This window comes from Paenibacillus taichungensis (genome assembly GCF_047302525.1).
Classification (GTDB): Bacteria; Bacillota; Bacilli; order Paenibacillales; family Paenibacillaceae; genus Paenibacillus; species Paenibacillus taichungensis_B.
Genome location: NZ_CP168020.1, coordinates 1,040,171 through 1,061,838, shown reverse-complemented (window position 1 = coordinate 1,061,838; position 21,668 = coordinate 1,040,171). Strand labels below are relative to the sequence as shown.

The following is a 21,668-nucleotide window of genomic DNA, read 5'->3' as shown; positions in this document are numbered from 1 at the left end:
AAGAGAACGTTAATTTCACCTGTTCCCCTTGTCGACCTTTCAAATCTGTCCTATTATGTAACAATATGCTTAGGCACATCACATCATCAGGCGCTGATCCCTCGTGACCGCGACCAAAGGAGAACTGTACATGTCCATGCAAAATTCATTATCCAAAGACGCCGCTGCGCGTTCGAAAGCTCCACCCGGATTGGATGCTCAAGGTACCGTTTATCGGATCTTAATTGCCATCAGTCTGGTCCATTTGTTCAACGATTCAATCCAATCTGTCATTCCAGCTATTTTTCCAATTCTGAAAGACTCCATGCATCTCACGTATACACAGATCGGATGGATTTCGTTTGCTATTAACTTTACTGCTTCCATCATGCAGCCTGTTGTAGGCTATTTTGCTGATAAAAAACCGACACCATCCATCCTTCCCATCGGCATGGGCTTTACGTTTACCGGTATGCTATTGCTTGCCTTCGCCGACAGTTATATGGCCGTCCTGATCTCCGTCATCTTTGTTGGTCTCGGTTCGGCGGCGTTCCATCCAGAGGGTTCACGGGTATCCCATATGGCCTCAGGGCCTCGTCGGGGTCTGGCTCAGTCGATCTTCCAGGTGGGTGGTAATGCCGGTCAGTCTCTGGCCCCATTGCTCACCAGATGGATTTTCATCCCGTTTGGGTTGTTCGGTGCCATCGGGTTCACGGGCATTGCAGCTGCGGGAATCGCGGTTCAAATCTATATCGCTCGCTGGTATGGACGCATGCTGCAATCCGGAGGGTATTTGCGCAGACAGGCGGCAGCTCGTCGTGCTCCCAATCCGGCATTACGTAAAAAGATTGCTGCTGCCATAACCATTTTGATTCTGCTCGTCTTTGTCCGTTCGTGGTATGTCGCTTCGATCGGCAGCTTCTATGCGTTTAACCTCAAGGATACATTTAACTTGTCCACAGAGGACGCACAGATCTATATCTTCCTGTTCCTGGCGGCTGGGGCTCTTGGTACGTTCTTTGGTGGTCCACTGGCGGATCGCTTCGGTAAACGTAACATGATCTTCCTGTCGATGGCCGGTGCCGCTCCACTGGCGCTGCTGTTGCCCTACGCTAATCTGTTCTGGACAGCCGTGTTGCTGAGTATTATTGGGTTCATCATGTTGTCCAGCTTTTCGGTGACCGTTGTGTATGCGCAAATGCTGATTCCAGGCAAAATCGGAACCGTCTCCGGCCTGATTACTGGTCTGGCATTTGGTATGGGCGGTCTGGGAGCACTCGTGCTGGGGAACTGGATCGACGTGTTCGGCGTATCTCCAGTCATGCAAATGTGCAGCTTCCTGCCACTGATCGGTATCTTCACCTTCCTGCTTCCATCGGATAAGTTGCTGAACCGTTGGGCGGAAGAGAACGGTAGCGAAGAATAACAGATCCTATACAATCTAACCTCCAATATACAATGAAACAAAACAGCCTAGTGAAAAGTAACGTCAGATGGTTAACCAAGCTGGAATTAACGCCAGCTTGTGCAAACGGGATGAAGCCTGTATCTTAGGGCTTCATCCCGTTTGTGTTTTACCAGCGTTAGCGTCAACCGTTTGCAGCTTCCAGCACGCGGTGCCCTACTTCATGACAAGGTTGGTCAGCCAACAAGAGCGGCAGCAACTGAGCCTGCGAGAAATTATTGAATACAGTAGGATCACATGTGTATAACGAATCCAGCGCACTTTAATAGCATCATTTCTGGCAATCCGCCAATGTAACGAATCACAGACGCGTTATTCCTCATGTTTTGTGTGATTTCGCATCATTTAGTATGATTATCATGCAAATAGCGATGGTGAGATTCCTTAGAATCAGCGCATCCTTCTAAATGTCATTATAAGATGCCATAGATTCGTTAGCGTCAGAATCAGAGCCTTGTGGCGTCGTCCTATGGCCATTTTTGTTGATGGACATCATTGCGAAAGGCGCTGAAGAATCAGGCGCTTTTTATATAACATTTTTCCGGCTTCCGCAACATCACGAATCGTATTTTTGTTGCTTACCGAACCGAATACCATGCCGGCAATCGGAATGAGCTGAAACAGCTTTTTCCAACCAAAAGATTCACTGTAGGAATTAAAAACCTCCCGCCAGCCCTGCATTTGAGAGATAACCTCAACCTGCTTGTCCGGATTATCGTAATCGGCGAGTTCATCAATAATCGCTTTCTTGCCCACAATATCGGCGGAGGAGAATTGCAGACATTTGACGATAAATATGCGCTCTTGAGGTTCGTCAGGATCATATCCATAGCATAGCGCCATCTCCTGCAGCACCTTCAGGGAAAGCCCCATCACCATCGGAATATCCGCCGCAATCGTTACAATGCCGCCGATACCCGTTGCGGCCCCTTGTGCAGCAGCAAACCTCGTTCGACTGTCCGTAATGCTATCAGCAGTGCGATCCAGCACTTCAAGCGGTAAACCTTCCACGCTGTGGATTTTCGTCGTATCCTTTGCCTCTCCATTTTGTTCATCGTAAGAGGTATCTGCCTTCATGGAATAACCGGATTTGATCGCTTCCTCTTGGAGCAACTCAGCTACCTTCTTTTTCTGAACGAGAAATTTTCCGCCATTCTGCACATATTGACCGACTTCGTTCAGCGAGTCTCCAATCTTCTGTTTCAACGCTTTGGGCATAACCTTATCCAGCATGGCAAATGGCAAACGTCCAATTTTGTCCCAAATAAACAAGTCCTTCTGCCCTTTTTCCCATTTTAAAATCTGTTCCAGCTCCCGGTCCAATGTCTCGCGCGAATCCATATATGGCCTCCTAATGTTATGTGTATAGTGAATTTGTATACTCCTCATACGCAGAGGTTAGGTGATGGTTGCTTCTATGCAGCCCCTCGTATCCGTCTTCAAGTCTTCCTTCTCAATGTGTACATAAGTAAAAGCCCTTAATCAACATGGCTCGCTGACTAAGGGCTTACTATACTAAAACTTTAGAGTATTATTATTTCGCTTCAGCCGTTGCCTTCCCATCCGGAATAGGGACTCCAAAGTCAGGCGTGCCATCTTCGTTCCAGCGAATCACCTGCGCGCGGGCGTGACGGTTTGGATCGTAGAGAGGATCTCCCTCGATGTCCTTGTAGTTTCGTGCGTGATAGATCAGAATATCCGTTTTGCCATCCGGTGATACCGTAAAGCTGTTATGACCCGGACCATATTGACCATTCGCCTCACACGTCTGGAATACCGGCTTAGGCGATTTCACCCAGCTCGCTGGATCAAGCAAGTCGGCATCTTCATCCGCAGTGAGCAAACCCATACAATAATTGTAGTCGGTCGCACTCGCAGAGTAACCAATGAAGATCCGCCCATTCCGATGCAGTACCGCTGCCCCTTCATTTACCTTGAAGCCGATGATCTCCCAATCGTACTCCGGTGTAGCGATCATGACCTGTTCTCCACGCAGCGTCCACGGATTTTCCATTTCGGAAATGTACAGGTTCGAGTTACCCACAATGTCCGGATCTTTCTGCGCCCAGACCAGATAGCGGATTCCCTTATGCTCAAAAGTCGTTTCATCCAGCGCAAACGTCTCCCAGCGCGTTCGAATCTGACCTTTCTCTACCCAGTCACCTTCCAGTGGATTCGCAGAATCGTTCTCCAATACATACATCCGGTGATCAAAAAGACCTTCATTCGTCTCGCTGGTATGAGCTGCTGCGTAATATATGTACCATTTCCCATCGATAAAATGAATTTCAGGTGCCCAAATGTTGGCACTCATCGGTCCTGTATCATGTTTGTGCCATGCCGTTACCGGCTCGGCATCTCTTAACTCTTCCAGCGTTTGTGCACGTCGAATCTCAATCCGGTCAAAGGCTGGCACCGAGGCTGAGAAATAATAGTAGCCGTCTGTGTGACGGTACACCCACGGATCAGCACGCTGCTCCAGGATGGGATTGGTAAATGTAATGGAATCAGTCATGGGAATGCTCCCCTTTCAAATGTGTGTGTATGGCTCGGAGTGAAGATTTGAAAAAGCGCTGATGGATAAAGTGCAAAGACTTTTTTGGTGGTGCACCGCGGACGCTCCGGGGGTGGCAGGGCCTTGCCGCTCTCTTGTCCTCCGATTTCCTTTCACACCGCTCTTGGCGGTTGAAATCGGATGCCAAAGACGCTCCTTCGGCTCCTTCCTCCCCCTTCGCTGCTTGTGCACCTTAAAAGCATCGGCTTCGCTCTTCCACGCTCGCTGAACCAAATCCAAACTCCGAGCCATATCTATGGCTCTCTACTTCTCCGCGGCGCTAATCTGCTTGCCCCAGACGGCAATGCCGCGGTCGCTCAGGCCAGTAACCACAAGCGCAGGCTGGCTTCGCTCCCAGTCCCAGGATGGGAGCAGTTTGAGCTCGTCTGTGGAAGCTCCGCCCCACGGGCTTTCTTTCCACTCCAGCGTCAGTGTTTGTTTGCCGTCAAACGTCCATTTGCCTGAACCGTTTTCGCTTTTCAATTTGCCGTTGGCTTGCAAAGTGTAAGGCACTGCCTGCACCTGTCCGTCCACCGACGGATCAACAGCCAGGCCTTCCCACTCCCCGGCGAGCATCGACTTCGGAATGTCCTGTGCGTACTCACCTGCATAACGTTCTGGTGACACAACGGGCCAGCCGTCCTTGGTCCACAGCATTTTACGTACATGCAGATACGGCCAGTTTTTATCCGTCTCGCCTCTCGCATGATTCACGATATAATAATCGTCGCCATCCTTAAGGACGGAGTTATGTCCAGGTGCAACCCAGCCCTCACCTTCGGTGAAGCGATAACCACCCAGAATTTTGGTTCCCACTTCATATTGAGGCAGATGCTCCGTATCCAACATGTTCATGCCATTTACGTCTGTGTAAGGGCCTGTAATCGAATCAGCACGTGCTACACGCACGTTATAATCTTCAAATAAGGAATCATATGAGACGAATAGATAATACTTTTTGAACTCCGGGTTATACACAATATATGGACCCTCCACCGCACCTTCTTCCGTAGCACGATCACGGGCGGCAATGCGGGTACCATACCCCTCTTCCTTGAATTTTCCAGTTTCCGGATCGAGAGGTGCAATATATATCCCGTCGAAAAAGGAACCGTAGACCATCCATGAATTGCCTTCGGCATCCATGACTGGATTGGCATCAATGGCGTTCAACTTATCCTTTTCGTTCTCGGATGTTTTAACAACCAACCCTTCATCTGTCCAAGGCCCCTCCGGGGACGAGGATGTCTGCAAACCAATAGCCGAACGCGTACTGCCAAAGGTTGAAGCCGAATAATACATTCGGTAGGTATCACCAACCTTAATCACATCCGGTGCCCACAGGTTAACTGCACCTGTCCAATCGAGGGCTTCCTTCGGAATACCCGGCAAAGCCTGACCTACCCATGACCAGTTGATCAGATCATCCGACTTGCGTACCATGACGCCGGGTTTCGCTTCCCCTGCTACACGAACGTCTGTGGAATAGACGTAATATCCCTGATCTGTTTTGATAATGGCCGGATCATGCGCATTGTTCACCGTCCAACGGGATTCGTCGTCCAGAATGGAGGTGTCATACAATTGAGTATCTTGGGGAGCTTCAGGAAAGACCGGCGGGGACACCACTTCCCCTGCTCCTTCTCCAGAACAGCCTGTAGCTCCGACCAACAGCATAAGCAACATCGAAGAAACAACTCCTTTTCCTGAATTCGTCCACCCGCGGAATGTTCTCCGCTGATTCATCCTTTCACTCCAGAGATCGCTACCGATTCAATAATCTGTTTCTGGAAGATCAGGAAGATGATCAATACTGGCAGCAGCGCAACAATGGACGCCGCCATAATGAGCGGGTAATCCGTCTGGATCGCATACGTGGCATTGAAGTTCGCAATAACGAGCTGCAAGGTCTGTTTTTCAGGTGAATTCAGATAAATAATCGGTGCCAGATAATCGTTCCAGATGCCCATGAACCAGAGAATCAGTTGAGCTGCAATCGCCGGTTTAATGAGCGGGAACGTAATGCTGGAGTACAGTCGGAAATAGGAGCTGCCATCAATTTTCGCTGCTTCAATAATGGCATCAGGCACACTAAGTAGGTATTGACGAAGGAAGAAGATCATGACGACGTTACCAAATAATCCTGGAACGATAAGCGGTAACAGTGTGTCCACCCAGCCCAGCTTCGAGAACATGATGAATTGTGGAATCATGACTGTCGGATACGGAATCATCATCGATGCGAGCAATGCAAGAAAGAGTTTGTTTTTATGCGGAAATCTCAATTTGGCAAAAGCAAAGGCAGCGATACTCGACGTAAACGTTCCGACAACGGTAACACTGATCGCCACGATCAAGCTGTTTTTGATCCCGCTGAGAAGCGGACCTGCTTCCCAGATTTCCTTATACTTTCCGAATTGGAACACTTCAGGTATCCACACAGGCGGAAGTGCGAACACATCCTGCTTCTCCTTCACGGAAGTGGACAACATCCAGATCAGTGGTGCAATCATCGCAATAGCACCAAGCGCCAAAACGATAAAAATGATAGAGTTCGTTAATTTTCTCTTTTGACTGTAAGACATCTCCGGTTCACTCCTTTCCTAGACAATTAATCCCCATCATAGGCTGATTTTTCGTTCATTTTGAATTGCACCAAGGTAATGACAAAAATGAAAATACCAAGAATCATGGCCATTGCAGAGGCATAACCCATTTGCAGGTTACTAAATGCTTTCTGCCAGATGTAGAAGACAATAGATGCGGAAGAATATTCAGGACCACCCGTAGGCGTCATAATGTTCATTTCAGTGAAGATTTGGGAACCACCAATAATATTTGTAACGACTAGGAAAAAGGTAACCGGCTTCACCATCGGCCAGGTGATGTTGCGGAAGATCTGGAACCCGTTCGCTCCATCCAGCTCAGCCGCTTCGTAATATGTACGTGATACACTTTGCAATGCAGCCAGATACAATAACATCGTATAACCTAGACCTTTCCACACCGTCATAATAATCAGGGCCGGTTTAACTGTGTCTTTGTTGGCGAGCCAGTTAGGACCTTCAATACCGAATAGATCAAGGAATTGGTTCACTAATCCGTAATCCCCGTTGTACGCCCAGTTCCACATGATGGACACCGCTGCGAGGGAAGAAATGACCGGAATATAATAGATCACACGGAACGTCGTTGTGCCGGGAATTTTACGATTCAGACCCATCGCCAGCAGTAATGCAAGCAACAAACCAATCGGGATACCCAGCATCAGATAAAAGGTGTTGAACATGGCTTTGTAAAACAGATCATCCGTGAGCAAATCCTTAAAATTGGCTAAACCGATAAAGTTCATCTGTCCCAATCCATCCCAATCCGTAAACGAACCGTATAAGGAATAAAGGAAAGGGAACAGGACAAAGATCAGCAAACCAAGAACCGGAGGCAAAATAAACAAATATCCGTACAGCCTCTCTTTGCGATACAAACTAGATTTTGTAATCACTGCGCTCACCCCTGTTTCTAATATCAGCATGTTGCATGAATCGATGGATGCCTGCTTTCTTGATCAATTCATGCAACATGCCCGTATGGAATCCAAAATGATGCCAGCAGCGTGATAGCAGGCTGCTGGCACCGCCTTTTTTGAACACGGAATCTACTACTCTATCCATTTGGCGTAGGCTACTTCTCTCTAGAACCTACCCTTCAATCTTTTCAGTCACATTATTTCAGCATGTTGCAAAATGCTTATTTCTGAGATTTCTTCTCTTGTTCTACCGCTTTATCCAACAGCTTTTGCATTTTCGGCTGCTGTTGCTTCACATAGTCTGCGGCTGTAATCTTTCCATCCAATACCGGCTGAATGTCAGTGAAGAACAGGTCATACCATTCCGCATTGTACGTGTAGTTCCCTGGAAGAGAACGGCCATAATCTTCTACGATATCAATGAATTCCTGTTTATTGGCTGGTTTCGTTGAAGTATCTTTGGCCCATTCGTCAGCCATATCGAGCAGATTCGGAATTTGCACTTTGGCATCAACCAAATGCTGCATGCCTTCTTTGGAAGCTGTGAGGTAATTCACCAATGCTGCGGCTTCTTCCGGATGTTTCGTTTTGGCCGATACACCGATACCCAAGGAACCAATCCACGTTGCGGATTTTCCCGTAGAGCCCGCAGGGAAAGGCAGCAAATCATATTCGAAAGGCAGTTTCTCGAATGTACTCATATCCCAAGGACCTACTGGGAAGAAAGCCATTTCCCCTTTCATCCAGCGTTGATACGTATCCAATGTTTGCGCTTCCTCAATGGAAGGCGTGATTTTGTATTTATTTTGCATGTCCGCAAAGAACTGCAGTGCTTCCGCGAATTTCGGATCATCAATGGTTACCTTTGTTTTGCTATCATCCAACCAGTCTGCACCATTGCTCCATACGAAGGACTGCAGCGCCCATTGTACGTTGAAGCCTGTACCAAATACGTCCGGTTTACCGTCTCCATTCGTATCCTTGGTCGCTTGTTGGTTGACCTTGATGAATTCTTCCCATGTGTAAGGCCTGTCCTTATCAGGGAATGGGATGCCCTCTTTTTCAAATAATGTCTTGTTATAACCGAGTGCAAACGGACCCAGATCTTTCGGCATGCCGTAGATATCGCCCTGACCTGCCATTTTGCCATCATAACGATACAAGTCCAAACCATATTTCCAGATGTTATTCAGATCTACATCCGCATTATTTTCAACGTAAGGTGTCAGATTCATCAACACATTGCTGTTCACATAGGCTTTTATATCGCCAGGGTTAAAATAGAACACGTCCGGCAAGCTGTTGCCTGTAATGGCAGCTCTCAATTTGGTTGCGTATTGATCCGCAGCTGTTACGATAATTTTAACTTTGACACCTGGATGCTCTTCTTCGAATTTCTTAACAACGGCTTGATATGCCTTCTGTTCATCCGTGCCGCCCCGGAACATAAATGTCAATTCCTTGTCCCCGCTTGATCCGCTGCTTCCTCCGCAACCTGAAAACACAAGTGCACTTACCAGCATTAGAAGCATAAGTGTGACTAAACTCTTTTTCTTTACCATCGGAACCCCTCCTGATCTGGATTTGTAACCGTATTCAATTCAGTAAAATAAGATTTCTGTTGTTAAATTTATCAAATCCAGATCACTTTAGTCAATACTTTATTAAAACATTTTATATTTATTTAAAATAAACTAGTAAGTTGGCCATCCGCTGGAATCCCACAGCAGGTCGTTAATTAGCAATTTCGGATTGCCATTATCATCAGCATCATAGGCGTGGCGCGCAATCACATTACCGTTATACACATCCTGGCCGCCGGGTCCCTTCCACTTGACGTTCCCCGAATCCAATATGGTTCCTCCGCCATTCAACATGCTTACACCGTTTTTGTCCACATACGAACCTGTAATACTCGTTGAACGTCCATAGACCATTTTGTACGTGCTATTTACGCCCTGGCAGCAAGAATCAATGGAGGCAAACAAGTAATAATAGCCATTCCGGTACACAATACTTGGAGCTTCAATGGCACCACCATTATTCGGACGCGCCGCAATGGAGGATATGCTTCCGGTCGGTTTCATTGTGTTTTTGTCGAGTTTCACAATCTTCAGACCGCTCCAGAAAGAACCGAAAGCTAGCCACGGGTTGCCTGAAGCATCGATGACCAGATTCGGATCAATAGCGTTATAATTGTTGGCCGTTGTGGTTTGAAGTACTAATCCCTCATCCTTCCACTGACCTGCTCCAATGCTGGTTGCAGACGCAAGGCCGATCGCAGATCTGTTGGAGCCAAAGGTAGAGATGGAATAATACAGCCACACTTTTCCATTGTACTGCTCAACGTCAGGTGCCCATACATCCAGACCGCTCTGTCCCGGAACGGCAGAGGCCCACCAGGATGGCTTGCTCAGAAAAATCTGCGGAACGCGATACCATGAGGACCCATTATCCGATTTCAGTACCTGAATGCCAGGACCTGTTGAGAAGGTATACCATGAGTTTCCTTCTTTGATGATGGATGGATCGTGGACGGCAATATCTCCGCTCAGATTCCAAAATGCCGCGAATGCCCGGGACTGACCCGCCAATAGCAAAACAAGTACGAGTAGTGCAGGTAATGCCCAACGTTTCTTCCTGAATCCTGTCATTCCTTTAAACTTTTCCAAATCGAATCCACCTCTCCTGATCAAATAGTTAATTTGGTTCATGAAGTATTAAATCAATTTAGGTATACTAGGATTATAAAAGCGGTTACATCACATTTCAATGGTATATTTCAAATATATATGAAATGATTTAAGTTATTTTCTAAAGTGAATATTCATCAATTTATGAATAATTCGCTCATTTATGCTATGTATACAAGGGATTTGGCTTCCTTTTCTCCGCCCTTCCCTTCCTTCGGGTAATCATTTATAATTATCTAAAACAAACCATATAAATGTGCAGAAGCCTGGATCAGAAAGGCTTTGTTCAGAACGTGGAAAGGAAAACCACCTATGATTTATATTAAAGATCTGATGTCTGGCGTTAATATTTTCAAGGCACTCAGTTCGGAAATCCGAATCCAGATTATTGAGTTGCTTGCCAAGAACCAGAGTCTTAACCTCAATGATCTCGCAACCAAACTGGGGCTCAGCAATGGCGCCATTACAATGCATATTAAAAAATTGGAAGAAAGCGGTCTGATTGAGATCAATACTGCGGTTGGCAAACATGGAATTCAGAAGATTTGTTATCTCAATGAGGAAAAACTAATGGTAGACCTGCGTTCACAGGAGATTTTTAACCGATACGAGGTTGAAATTCAGGTAGGTCATTATAGCGATTATCAGGCAGCTCCTACATGTGGTCTCGCCACCCGAGACAGCATCGTGGGTGAGTTCGATGACCCGCGTTACTTTGCTGATCCGCTCCGTATTGATGCGGAGATGATTTGGCTGGCCGAAGGTTATCTGGAATATCGAATTCCCAACTACCTTAAGCCTAACCAGACGTTCAGCGAAATCCAGTTGTCCATGGAATTGGGTTCAGAAGCACCAGGTTTTTGCGATAACTACCCTTCGGATATTTATTTCTACGTTAACGGCATCGAGATTGGCTGTTGGACGAGCCCAGGAGATTTTGGCAATACCCGGGGTACGTTCAATCCGGACTGGTGGCCGCCGCATCTGAATCAATACGGGATGCTGAAACTGATCCGTATCACCCAAGAGGGCAGCTATATTGATGGATGCCGCATCTCCGATGTTACTCTGGACCAGATTGGCCTGGATTACAAAAGCGATATCCACTTTCGAATCGCTGTAACGAACGGACCAGTGAACAAACGGGGATTGACGATCTTTGGTAAAAATTTCGGCAATTACGGCCAGAACCTGCTTGCGCGTGTGCTCTATAATGTGCAAGAGGAATAGATCAACGAATAGACATTGTCATCATAAAACAAAGCATTAAAACAGCCGTCAGTTGAGAAACTGACGGCTATATTCATTTCTTTCACCCAATCTCGCCAAGATGTTCTTCAGGAAGGGTGCTTACCTTGAGGTAAGTACATGTACTAAAAGTGCGTACTTACATCTCGGCAATACTCCCTTTATACTCAAGAAACATTATAGCTTAGGGAGGAAGAATTCATTTTGAAAACACTTGTCATCGTAGCACATCCCAACCTGGAAACGTCGGTCATCAACAAACGATGGATAGAAGAACTCCAACAATATCCGGAAAAATATACGATACATGAACTATATAAAGTTTACCCTGATGGACGTATTGATGTGCAGCAAGAACAGCAGCTCATTGAAGGTCATGACCATCTTGTTTTGCAATTTCCGTTCTATTGGTTCAGCAGCCCACCTCTCCTTAAACAATGGCTGGATGAAGTTTTTACGTATGGCTGGGCTTATGGCTCCAAGGGCGACAAATTGCAGCAACGCAAAGTCGCCTTGGCCGTATCTGCAGGAATCAAAGAGGCGGATTACACGGAAGAGGGCAAATATCGCTATACCCTCGGACAACTGTTATCTCCTTTTGAGACGACCTTCCTTTACTGCGATGCCGATTATCGACCATTCTTTGCCTTCTATGGGGCAGAACACGAGCCTGCGGCAAATGAATTGGAACAAAGCGCACAAAACTACTTACGTTTCATGGATAACCTATAATACTTACTCCAAGCAGATCAAAAAAGCAGTATCTCCGATTATTTAGGAGATACTGCTTTTTGCTTTTTTAATCTCACAACCTGACCGTTAGCGTTGCATTAACCCCGGGGTAGACACCATATTGGCTTCTCCCCAATCACACATCATATCTAACAGCGGCATCAATGATTGTCCCCGTTCCGATAATGAATATTCAACTTTGGGCGGAATTTGGGGATATTCTCTGCGTAGAATCAGATCATGTTCCTCCAGCTCCTTAAGCATGACGCTCAATGTTTTGTGGGAAATGGTACCAATACTTCGCTTCAGTTCATTATGTCGCATCACCTTGTTTTCAGATAGCCAATACAGAATAACCATTTTATATTTACCGTTTACCAGGGACAGCGTATATCCAAAGCCGGTCTCTTTTAGTGCCACGCCAGTTGGAACACAAGTTTCTCTCACACTCACCCCTCCTTCTTTCGTTCATCACACCGCAACGGAATATTATAGAGATTGCCTGTACGTTTTGGGAGACGTGCCATACACCTTTGTGAACTGCCGGGTAAGACAATTGCTATCGTTAAACCCACATTCATAAGAAATTTGGCTTTAAACTAATTCAAATAGGCGTTGCTCAACAATTCGCCCACTATGGTTCATGTTGGGATGAATGTCTATATCATGCTACTCCATGGCCGAAAAATCAAGGTTTGCCGATCCTTGGATCCATATAATTCCTCATGTATTGAAGCAAATGAACCTCTCATAAAAAAAGCCCTTCCATAGCTTTACACCTGTTATTCTCACCGAGTTCCTCTTCTTTCATGTGACTTTCTTCCTGTTTGCTCTGAAACTTAGAAAAGATTCATTGATTTATTAGAGAAGTTCTCCTAATATTTTTAGTAGGAACACCCAGCAGCTCGGCATCATGGTAATACTTCACTGTCTTTGTGAGAGCGCTATCGCTGCAGCTCTAAAGAAAAACGGGAGGTTGCAGATATGAAATGGAATCACTTCAAGTCCAAGCTTCTGCTTAAGTACACACTATCCTATATCTCCATTTTCCTTATCCCTCTTGTTATATTAACCATCATTATTTATCACAATGCTGTGGACACGCTCCGTTCAGAGATTGAACAGACTAATGTCAATCAGTTGACCCAAGCAAAAACGGTCATTGATGACCGCATGAAGGAATTGCAGGACATCGCATTTCGTATCGCCTACGATGAGCAGCTAACCCGTTATTGGACTCACCATCCCTACTATAGCCGGGAATCAATTGCTGCCTTGGTCAAATACAAAGCCACCAGTTCCATTATCGATGAGCTATTTCTGTTCTTCCGCGGAGATGATAGCATCTACTCGTCTCAGGGCTCTGAGAACCTGGATGTATTCACGGGCCGCTACAAATTTAATACATGGAACAAAACGGACATGATTCGGGATTTGAATAAGGTTCAGTTCCCCACGATACGACCAGCCGAACAAGTCGTTCAAGGAACCAAAGTACCCAATTCCATGCTGGCCTACCTTGTACCGATTGCACCTAACAATACGCCCGCCCACGGCACTGTCATGTACCTGATTCATGAGTCCAATCTGACCGGATTGATTGATTCCATTCTCAGCGACTACCATGGGATGACTTATATTTTCGATAATTATGGGCAGGTGCTGGCCGCCAATTATAAGGGGGAAACCATTACCGAACAGGAAGTCAAAGCTCTGTTTGAACTTGAGCCGGGAACACACAGCCTCTCCTTAAATCAAGAACCGCATTCGGTTGTATCCGTCAAATCAGACGCGGGCTGGACTTATGTAACCGCTATGCCAAGCAATCAATTTTTCAGCCGAATTGTCCATATTCGTACCTTTGTTGTTCTTGTTTTCTCCTTCGTGGTGGTGATGGGCACCTTCCTCGCCATTTTGTTGGCCCGAAGACAATACCATCCGATTTCAGACTTGATGGAGTTTATCCGTTTAAAAAATAATCCTGAACCTTCGACAACCAGCAACGAGTTGGAATGGATCAAGAAAACGCTGCATGATTACAGCCAGCGTGTGGACCTTCAGGAGCCCTACGCTCGTAATCATATTCTGCTTATGTTACTGAAGCATGGTCATACCGGAGAGCTCCCCTCTGAGTTTACGGATAATCTCGGCATACGCTTTAACCGATCCCATTATTTTGTCATGACCTTGGGATTGGAAATGCACGATCTTCCCAGCGGAGATCATCCCGAACAGCGTACTGTTATGCAGCTGATCAACGATATGGAACTGCCGGAGTTGTCTGCTTATGCTTATGGCGTGGAGCTTCCACAGCCAGACCAAGTGGCCCTTATCGTCGGATTTGATGCCGAGGTCGGGCATGAATCCAGCTTGAATGCTCGTATGGAGTCTATTGTTGAATCACTACAATCGATGGTGGCAGATCACGTTGGAGTCGCTCCTGCGATCGGGATCGGCAACAGCTATAGTTCTCCATTGCAGCTGAACCAATCCTATATTGAGGCATCAACCGCGCTGGAAGCGTCCATGCTGCACGGACAAGGTAGCAGCACCTTCTTCAACGCCCTTTCCGGCTCTAGTGAACAGGATTCTTCCTTCTGGGTCCCTAAGGATGTGCTGCTGAAACTGATTCAGAGCTTGAAACAGGGCAGTTACGATGTGGCGGTTCAGATGGTATCAACTGCGTTGAATACCCTGAAATCCGAAATGCCGTCTGTACCGCTGCTGCGCTGCATCTGCTTCGATATTCTGAATACGATGCTCAAAACGGCCTCGGAGCTTGGCATTCATCACGTGGTTAATCAACTTCCAAGGATCACTTCCTACGACTCGTTGGAGGATTTGGAGAAAAAACTGACAGGTCTTGCCGCAGAGATCTGCGCTCATGTCGAGGCGAAGAGCGAGACGGAAGAAAGCTCCCTGATGGATGAAATCGTTGCTTATATTGATGCCAATTTCTCCGATTATGACCTCAGCCTGGGTACGATTTCATCGAAATTCACAATCTCTTCATCGTATTTCAGCCGTTCCTTCAAAGAGAAGATCGGCATGAACTTTACCCAATATATCTGGCAGAAACGGATGGATGAGGTCATCCGACTGCTGCTGCATACTACCGACCCGTTAAAAGATATCATCACTCGCGTAGGTTATCTGGACACACCGAACTTCATCCGCAAATTTAAGAAAGAGACGGGTTATACCCCAGGGCAGTACCGCAAAATGCACCGTCCAAACGACTCCGCCGATTCCCCGGAAGATGACGACGAAGAATGTCTTGGATAATGGATGGATTCGTAAAATAAATAGAAACCTCCCCGAACCTTTTGGTTAGGGGAGGTTTTGTATGTTTTTGGCTCATATAGACAAGTCGATCCTTCGCATCCGACTCTCTTCTTCTATTTCCCTACCGGAACATCTTGAAGCCCTTGATGTATTGCACCCAGCAGACGATGGGTCGGATCACAGCCGTATTCCCAGAACATGATCCCGGCCAGGCCCTGATCCTTCACGTAATCGCATTTGCACTGAATCGATTCTTCATCATCATAAGATATTAGGCTCGACCCATTAAAGAGAAACGGTGCACAGGCTTCCTCATCCCAATAACGGATATAACCATTCTTGTTGATATACTTCGCTTCCAGTTCGGCAAATGCCGGACCGTAGCCGCCTGTACTACCGGCCATTTGGTGAAGACCGTGGTTTCGGTCAGGAACCTCAGTCCAGATCCGGGAGTAGAACGCAGCTCCGATAACGATCTTCTCCTTCGGTACGCCGGCGCGGATGAACAGATTTACGGAAGCATCTGTACTAATTCGGAACAGATCTCCGGTTGGTGTATACAGATTCGTATGATGTCCGGTCAGAACCTGAAAACCGCCGCGCATATCATAGGTCATCAACTGCACAAAGTCCAGGTACTGCTGCACCTCCGCCATCTCTGTACCGTCTACGTAGTATTGATCAGCCCCTGCCGCAATGGTGAGCAGATAATGACGGCCATCCTCGGAGCCCTTGGCATCCAGCCTTTCCCGAATCGTTTTGAGAAGTAAGGTGAAATTCCGTTTGTCATCAGGACTGGATGCAATACCGGCTTCACCGTAAGAAGGATACTCCCAGTCCAGATCGATCCCGTCAAAAGGGAATTCCTCCAGCACCCTAACCGCTGATGCGGCCATGCTGTCCCTCCCCGCCTGGGTTGAGGCGGCTTCAGAGAAACCACCAGCGCTCCATCCGCCTACGGACAGCAGTACCGTTAGATTTGGATACTTCTGCTTAATATTACGGACAACCTCTCCATTTTTTAAATGCTCGGTGGTGATTTCATCATTCTTGACATGTCCAAAGGCTACATTCAGATGTGTTAACTTCAACAGATCCTCATCCGTTATGTCGGGAAGAACAGAATCGACGACATAACCAGCAGCAATATATTTCGTCATCCTCTTCACTCCAATCCATTCAATGATTGAGATATCGCAGCAGCAATCTGCAGAGCTTCCTTGCCTGTACCAATCTTGTACCCGGAGGCCGAATATCGGATTTGATCCTGATTATCCAGCACGAACAGATGCGGATAGCCCGCTTCGTGAGCGGCAGGTTTCGAAATGAAACCGGACAAGGACGCATAGCTTGAATCCCGTACAAAAATCGTACGTACCGGCAGCTTCGGATAAGCCCCAGAGTCAAAGAAGGCGTTCCATTCTGTATCTCCGATCACCAGCACGATTGGCACGCCCAGCTTATCCAGCGGCTCAGCCAGCTCACACAGCTCACGAATTAGATGTTTGGTCGGTTCCCGTTCTGGTTCAATCCACGCAGCAATGGTCCCCTCTGATCCCAGAAGATCCTTCAGTACCACCTCTGAACCATCCAGACGAGTCAGCTCATTGCCGGTTGCCAGTTTACCCAGCACAGGGATGTCTACCTCCGTCTCGCGATAAGTAAGTACCACCTCTGTGGTGTCTCCAGCGCGAACGGTGCAGTAAATGAAGCGGACTCTTACCGTTCCTTCTTTCAGACGGATGCCGGTTGTTAAGCGATAAGCTCCCGGTTCAACCTCAAATGGATCGTTATAGATATCGGTGTGACCATATGGATAAATCAGCGTTTTGTACACGCCGTCCTCCAGACGTGACAACGAGAAATTCTCCGCATAGGATGCTGACGGCGCATCCTCCCGAGCCTCTGAATCCTTGAGAAGTTGCAGCATTCCCCAGCTTGAGCTCTCCTGATTTCGAGAAGAGATGAGACTGAACACCGCATCCTCCCAGCCTTTGTCACTAAGATACTGCGGTTTCTGCTCGCTCGGATGCAATCGGGCCGGAATGCCCAAACTGCGGCACACAGCGACAAACAGAATATCGAGCGACTGTGGATCTCCCTTCATTAGGCTGTACGTGCCTACAGGGTTTCCCTTGCCTTTCAGGTTAGGGAGATCCTCATAATACGAATAGCTCTGTTCCAGATTGCATGCAAGCATCGAAGGATCTTCCCTGAACGCCGCTGCTTCTTCCTCGGAATAAGCATTCTGGAATACGGATCGATAAGGCACCACCATTTCATAGGAGACTCTTGGGCACAGGATGTACTTCACAAAAGTCTCTTCTGCCCATTGTCCACGCTGCGAAAGTGCACCTATAAGATGATCGTCCAGTGTCAGCCGGAAAGTATCGATCAAATCTTTTTCGTTCATCGACTCCAGCAACTGTAGTGGCCACTCACCAAATTCACCGGAACATTCCTCTAGGAAAGCAGCGATTTCGCGGCTGTTGCCCCGTGCTTTCTGTAGAATATCCCATACCCGCTCCGGAGGCAGTCCAGCCGAACGAGCCAATGCAAAGGCCTCTTCCTCACTCAGGAATGTATCCTCATATCCACTCCGAATCTTCGTGCCTTCCTCCAGGCGGCGGTTGTGATCAAGGATCTTCTCTTCCGGTAACGCAGTCACTACTTCCCCCTCCCCTTCTGGAGGAGGAACCATATCAAAATCCACGATCCCTGATGGCTGCTCTAACGAATTCAACACAAGCTCAACATGAGCGCCGTCCTGAGCTTTGAATAGAATTTCACCCCACTTGCCACCACTAACCGCACGAATCACTAGGTCGCCATGGCCTGTCTTAAAGGAAGCTTCTCCTTGTGCGTCAGTCTTGATTTCGGCGATGGGATAAAATTCAGCACTATTGTATACCTCAAAGCGGACACTCGCTTCAGGCACGGGCGCACCCTGCTCATTTATCACCTTCACGCAGATGGTATGCGCTGGCGCATAGTTCTCCAGTAAATTGATCTCCGTATATCCCTTCTCGGAGAGTGTTATATCCTCCGGTCCCGGATAGTCGGCAAATATTCTCGTATTAATCAGCATGGCCCTGCGGGCTGGTGGACTGAACCACCCTTGATTCAATCCGGCTTCCGGCTCGCATGCCCCAATGTAATACCACTGGCCGTCCGCCCAGGCTTCTACCCAAGCATGATTGCTGTCACAGTGAGCCCAGCGTGGTGTGTAGACCTGACGGGCAGGTATGCCGATGCTACGAAGAGCGGCTACCGCCAGCGTGGATTCTTCTCCACAACGGCCGCGGGCATTCCGAATCATCGTCAGCGGCGATATCGTTCGCAGATCACTGCCAATATAAGTCGCTTTTTCATGACACCAGTAATTGGTCTCCAGAATGGCATCCGCCATAGATAACTTCGCTGTCCGGTCGGCCAACTCGTCAAAGATAATGCCACGGAAATCTTCAATATTCTCTGTATTGATTCGATAGGGAAGCACAAAATGCAGAAACAGATGATCTGGTACGCGCTCCCCCCAAGGCACACGCTTGCGAATGTCCAGTGCCCGACGCACATGACTGAGGAACAGTTCCCCATCATAATCAGCCAGGTCGTTCACTGGCATGTAGGCATACACATATTTCAAAGCCCATGCCTCTTCTTCAGTTAATGGCTGCTGAAACACATGAAACAGCTTATCTTTGCGGGCATCCGCAAAGTTTAACTTCTCCTGGAACTTCTGCTCGATCCGCTCCAAGGACTGTGCATCCATCGAGAACACTAAGGTTTGGCTGGTCATCGCTAGCTCACTCCTTCCACAGCTTTCCGTCTTCCCGAATACAGATTAAGGTGGTGCCGTCCGAGGAAGGCGTACTAATCTGGAATAGGCTACGGGTCGTTTCAATTACAGGCTGACAAATCAATGATTCCTCACCCATAAGTTGCTTCACATCTTGTGTAAATTCACCATGGGCTTCAAAATAATTACGTTCACGGTAATAGAGTCTGCGAAGCTCCCATTTGATTCGTTCATCTTCTGGCAGCTCAAAGGACTGATCCATTCCGTCATCCGAAAATACGACATATCCCCATAGCTCCGGATAATGCATGTTGATAATACCCATGGGCGACCAGACCCAGTTGTCCTCCGGATAAGGTTTGCCTGTATCCGGATTCAGCACCTTGCGGTATTCACCATCCTGCACCTCAGTCTGCCATTCCACCCGCGAGAAGTTGACACGCCAGAACTCGCCCGGTGCAGGAGGACGGTTGCCTTCGGCACATTCCTTTAGGCTGGTCCAGGGAATCGCGACCTCGACGCTCCATTTCATGTTATCGGAGCCAGGTGTGTTCAGCTCCCCATCGATATGTACGGCCGTCTTGAGACCGCTGATATCCCAACCGTTGACCGGAGGTCCACCATCCCGATATGGCTTCACCAATAACAGGTCCCATACCGTATTCAGCGCATTGATCTCGAACTCATAATATTGATGGGTATCCCCGTCGGGATCGATAAAAATCTCAAAATCATTGTCATAGAAAATAACAGAATCTCGCTCGGTCAACGTAGCCCATATCTGATCTTCAATCAGTTCGGCAGCAAAGTAGAAATAGTCGTCATCCCACAGCATTTTTACCCGTGTCTGTTTCCCGGGCTTCGGACGAAGATCCCCTTCGATATCAACGAAATCATCCGTCCAATCAGCGGCATCCCAGAATGCCTTATCTACGCAGCCATCCAGAACCAGCGGTTCCTTCGCACGCTTGCATATATAATGTTTGGGAGCATACTCAATCTTTGGCTCAGGTACTCCACTTTGGTTCATATCGCTCTCTCTCCACTTCATGAGGGAGGGCATGCATCTATAGGTGCATGCCCTCCCGTAATGTTAGTTATGAGTAACAACGGCTCCTGAACCGCCGTACATTTCCAGTTCCTCGTCGAATTCGAGCTTAAGAACCGTCACCTGCTCATGTGTGTCCTCCGGGGTCATTTTGATCCACGTTGTCCCCGGGATATTGAACCAAGGCACGCCCCCATGAATCTCATGATTAAGTTCTTTGCCCGAATGCAGCACAGTAATCTTCTTGATCTTATTGCATAGTCCCTTGATGCATACATTCTCTTTTGGATCGTCATAAACAAACAGATACAATGTCTTTCTGTCCTCGGATACGGTACTTCCCCCCAGATAATATCGAGGCATAATACCTTCGCCCGTTCCGAAGACGGCCTCTTCATGGGTTCGGATCCAAGCTCCCAGTCCAAGCAGAATATCCTCCTGCCTCTTATCGATAGTGCCATCCTCGCGCGGACCGATATCCAGCAGCATGTTGCCCCCCATTGAAATACAATCACAGAACATCCGAATGATCTGATTTAACGATTTGTATTTATGGTCTGTTGGCACATAGCCCCATGATGTGTTGATCGTGGTGCAGAACTCCCATGGTCCCTCCGGTCTTGTAATCGGAATGCCTTGCTCCGGCGTCTTATAGTCCCCATAACCTTGAAGGCGGGAGTTGATAATGACATCCGGGTTAAAAGATTGCAGGTAATGCTTGAACTCCGGCAGATTCCACTGCTCGGCACTTCGCTCCCAGTCCCCATCGAACCACAGCAGATCCACCTTACCGTAATTCGTCATGATCTCTTGCAGCTGGTGGTTATTGAACTCAAGGAATTTCTTCCATTTCTCCTGATCCTGAACACCATCCACAGGGCTTGAATGCCGATTGACACCGCCGAGATCCACCGGTACCTTTCCACCTTCAAACACGCTAGGATAATCCGGGTGCGACCAATCAATCAGCGAAAAGTACATCCCTAGATGTATGCCCTTCTCCCGAATTGCTTCCGCATATTCCCTCACGAGATCCCGATTCGCTGGTGTCTGCTTAACGACATTGAGGTCACTATACTGCGTATCCCACAGAGCAACACCATCATGATGCTTCGTTGTCAGCACGGCGTATCGAGCTCCCGATTTCTCAATCAAGTCCGCCCACTTCTCCGCATTAAACTTCGATGCCGTAAAGCCATCCAGCTGCTTCATGTACTCTTCGTAGGAGATCCTTCCATTATAGAAGGACCACGATTCCGAAACCCCATCCACAGCATAGATGCCATAGTGGATGAATATTCCCAGCTTGGCCTCTTCAAACCATTTCTGCATCCTTGTT

At 47.6% G+C, this 21,668-nt stretch carries 17 protein-coding genes and 1 pseudogene; 4 read left to right on the top strand and 14 right to left on the bottom strand.

The window, feature by feature from the left end:
* The first annotated feature begins 136 nt into the window (after nucleotides 1–136).
* Entirely contained in the window at nucleotides 137–1,405 is a 1,269-nt protein-coding gene (locus tag ACDJ58_RS04720; RefSeq protein WP_072734461.1) for an MFS transporter, read from the top strand.
* A gap of 531 nt (nucleotides 1,406–1,936) precedes the next feature.
* Here the strand turns inward: ACDJ58_RS04720 and ACDJ58_RS04715 are convergent.
* The 8 genes from ACDJ58_RS04715 to ACDJ58_RS04680 all read right to left on the bottom strand — a co-directional run bounded on the left by ACDJ58_RS04715 (nucleotide 1,937) and on the right by ACDJ58_RS04680 (nucleotide 10,178).
* Nucleotides 1,937–2,785, bottom strand: a complete 849-nt coding sequence (locus ACDJ58_RS04715) for an EcsC family protein (protein WP_413375933.1) — start codon at nucleotides 2,783–2,785, stop codon at nucleotides 1,937–1,939.
* Between the two features lie 193 nt (nucleotides 2,786–2,978).
* Nucleotides 2,979–3,959: a family 43 glycosylhydrolase gene (locus ACDJ58_RS04710; protein WP_413375931.1), complete on the bottom strand. Its 981-nt coding sequence runs from the start codon at nucleotides 3,957–3,959 to the stop codon at nucleotides 2,979–2,981.
* Nucleotides 3,960–4,262: 303 nt separating this feature from the next.
* Nucleotides 4,263–5,684 (bottom strand): arabinan endo-1,5-alpha-L-arabinosidase, encoded by a 1,422-nt coding sequence (locus ACDJ58_RS04705; RefSeq protein WP_413375929.1) that lies wholly within the window; start codon nucleotides 5,682–5,684, stop codon nucleotides 4,263–4,265.
* Nucleotides 5,685–5,740: 56 nt separating this feature from the next.
* Nucleotides 5,741–6,583, bottom strand: a complete 843-nt coding sequence (locus ACDJ58_RS04700) for a carbohydrate ABC transporter permease (RefSeq protein ID WP_090894108.1) — start codon at nucleotides 6,581–6,583, stop codon at nucleotides 5,741–5,743.
* Between the two features lie 26 nt (nucleotides 6,584–6,609).
* Complete coding sequence (locus tag ACDJ58_RS04695; protein ID WP_062324023.1) at nucleotides 6,610–7,500, bottom strand: carbohydrate ABC transporter permease; 891 nt, start codon at nucleotides 7,498–7,500, stop codon at nucleotides 6,610–6,612.
* Complete coding sequence (locus tag ACDJ58_RS04690) at nucleotides 7,484–7,669, bottom strand: hypothetical protein (protein ID WP_413375926.1); 186 nt, start codon at nucleotides 7,667–7,669, stop codon at nucleotides 7,484–7,486. The genes ACDJ58_RS04695 and ACDJ58_RS04690 overlap by 17 nt, the downstream gene beginning before the upstream one ends.
* Nucleotides 7,670–7,745: 76 nt before the next feature.
* Complete coding sequence (locus ACDJ58_RS04685; RefSeq protein WP_413379466.1) at nucleotides 7,746–9,056, bottom strand: ABC transporter substrate-binding protein; 1,311 nt, start codon at nucleotides 9,054–9,056, stop codon at nucleotides 7,746–7,748.
* A 162-nt stretch (nucleotides 9,057–9,218) separates the two neighbouring features.
* Nucleotides 9,219–10,178, bottom strand: coding sequence for a glycoside hydrolase family 43 protein (locus tag ACDJ58_RS04680; RefSeq protein ID WP_413379464.1), 960 nt, complete (start codon nucleotides 10,176–10,178; stop codon nucleotides 9,219–9,221).
* A gap of 351 nt (nucleotides 10,179–10,529) precedes the next feature.
* Here ACDJ58_RS04680 and ACDJ58_RS04675 point away from each other — a divergent pair, with 351 nt between their 5' ends.
* Complete coding sequence (locus tag ACDJ58_RS04675) at nucleotides 10,530–11,447, top strand: ArsR/SmtB family transcription factor (RefSeq protein ID WP_413375924.1); 918 nt, start codon at nucleotides 10,530–10,532, stop codon at nucleotides 11,445–11,447.
* Nucleotides 11,448–11,669: 222 nt separating this feature from the next.
* The gene (locus tag ACDJ58_RS04670; RefSeq protein ID WP_413375922.1) at nucleotides 11,670–12,197 is read left to right on the top strand and encodes an NAD(P)H-dependent oxidoreductase; all 528 of its coding nucleotides are present in this window, start codon (nucleotides 11,670–11,672) and stop codon (nucleotides 12,195–12,197) included.
* An 87-nt stretch (nucleotides 12,198–12,284) separates the two neighbouring features.
* Here the strand turns inward: ACDJ58_RS04670 and ACDJ58_RS04665 are convergent, their stop codons facing one another.
* Both ACDJ58_RS04665 and ACDJ58_RS04660 read right to left on the bottom strand, forming a co-directional pair.
* Nucleotides 12,285–12,644 (bottom strand): winged helix-turn-helix transcriptional regulator, encoded by a 360-nt coding sequence (locus ACDJ58_RS04665; protein ID WP_413375920.1) that lies wholly within the window; start codon nucleotides 12,642–12,644, stop codon nucleotides 12,285–12,287.
* Between the two features lie 42 nt (nucleotides 12,645–12,686).
* Nucleotides 12,687–12,791: pseudogene (locus ACDJ58_RS04660) on the bottom strand (helix-turn-helix domain-containing protein); the annotation flags it as partial.
* 390 nt (nucleotides 12,792–13,181) lie between these two features.
* On the opposite strand from ACDJ58_RS04660, the gene ACDJ58_RS04655 reads away from it, so the two are divergent.
* Entirely contained in the window at nucleotides 13,182–15,482 is a 2,301-nt protein-coding gene (locus tag ACDJ58_RS04655) for a helix-turn-helix domain-containing protein (protein WP_413375918.1), read from the top strand.
* 113 nt (nucleotides 15,483–15,595) lie between these two features.
* Here ACDJ58_RS04655 and ACDJ58_RS04650 read toward each other — a convergent pair whose 3' ends face one another.
* The 4 genes from ACDJ58_RS04650 to ACDJ58_RS04635 all read right to left on the bottom strand — a co-directional run bounded on the left by ACDJ58_RS04650 (nucleotide 15,596) and on the right by ACDJ58_RS04635 (nucleotide 21,661).
* Nucleotides 15,596–16,642 (bottom strand): glycoside hydrolase family 18 protein, encoded by a 1,047-nt coding sequence (locus ACDJ58_RS04650; RefSeq protein ID WP_413375916.1) that lies wholly within the window; start codon nucleotides 16,640–16,642, stop codon nucleotides 15,596–15,598.
* A 5-nt stretch (nucleotides 16,643–16,647) separates the two neighbouring features.
* Entirely contained in the window at nucleotides 16,648–19,281 is a 2,634-nt protein-coding gene (locus ACDJ58_RS04645; protein ID WP_413375914.1) for a transglutaminase domain-containing protein, read from the bottom strand.
* A 7-nt stretch (nucleotides 19,282–19,288) separates the two neighbouring features.
* Nucleotides 19,289–20,311 (bottom strand): carbohydrate-binding family 9-like protein, encoded by a 1,023-nt coding sequence (locus ACDJ58_RS04640; protein WP_413375912.1) that lies wholly within the window; start codon nucleotides 20,309–20,311, stop codon nucleotides 19,289–19,291.
* Nucleotides 20,312–20,374: 63 nt separating this feature from the next.
* On the bottom strand, nucleotides 20,375–21,661 hold the full coding sequence (locus ACDJ58_RS04635; protein ID WP_413375910.1) for an alpha-L-fucosidase: 1,287 nt from the start codon (nucleotides 21,659–21,661) through the stop codon (nucleotides 20,375–20,377).
* Between the last annotated feature and the right edge of the window lie 7 nt (nucleotides 21,662–21,668).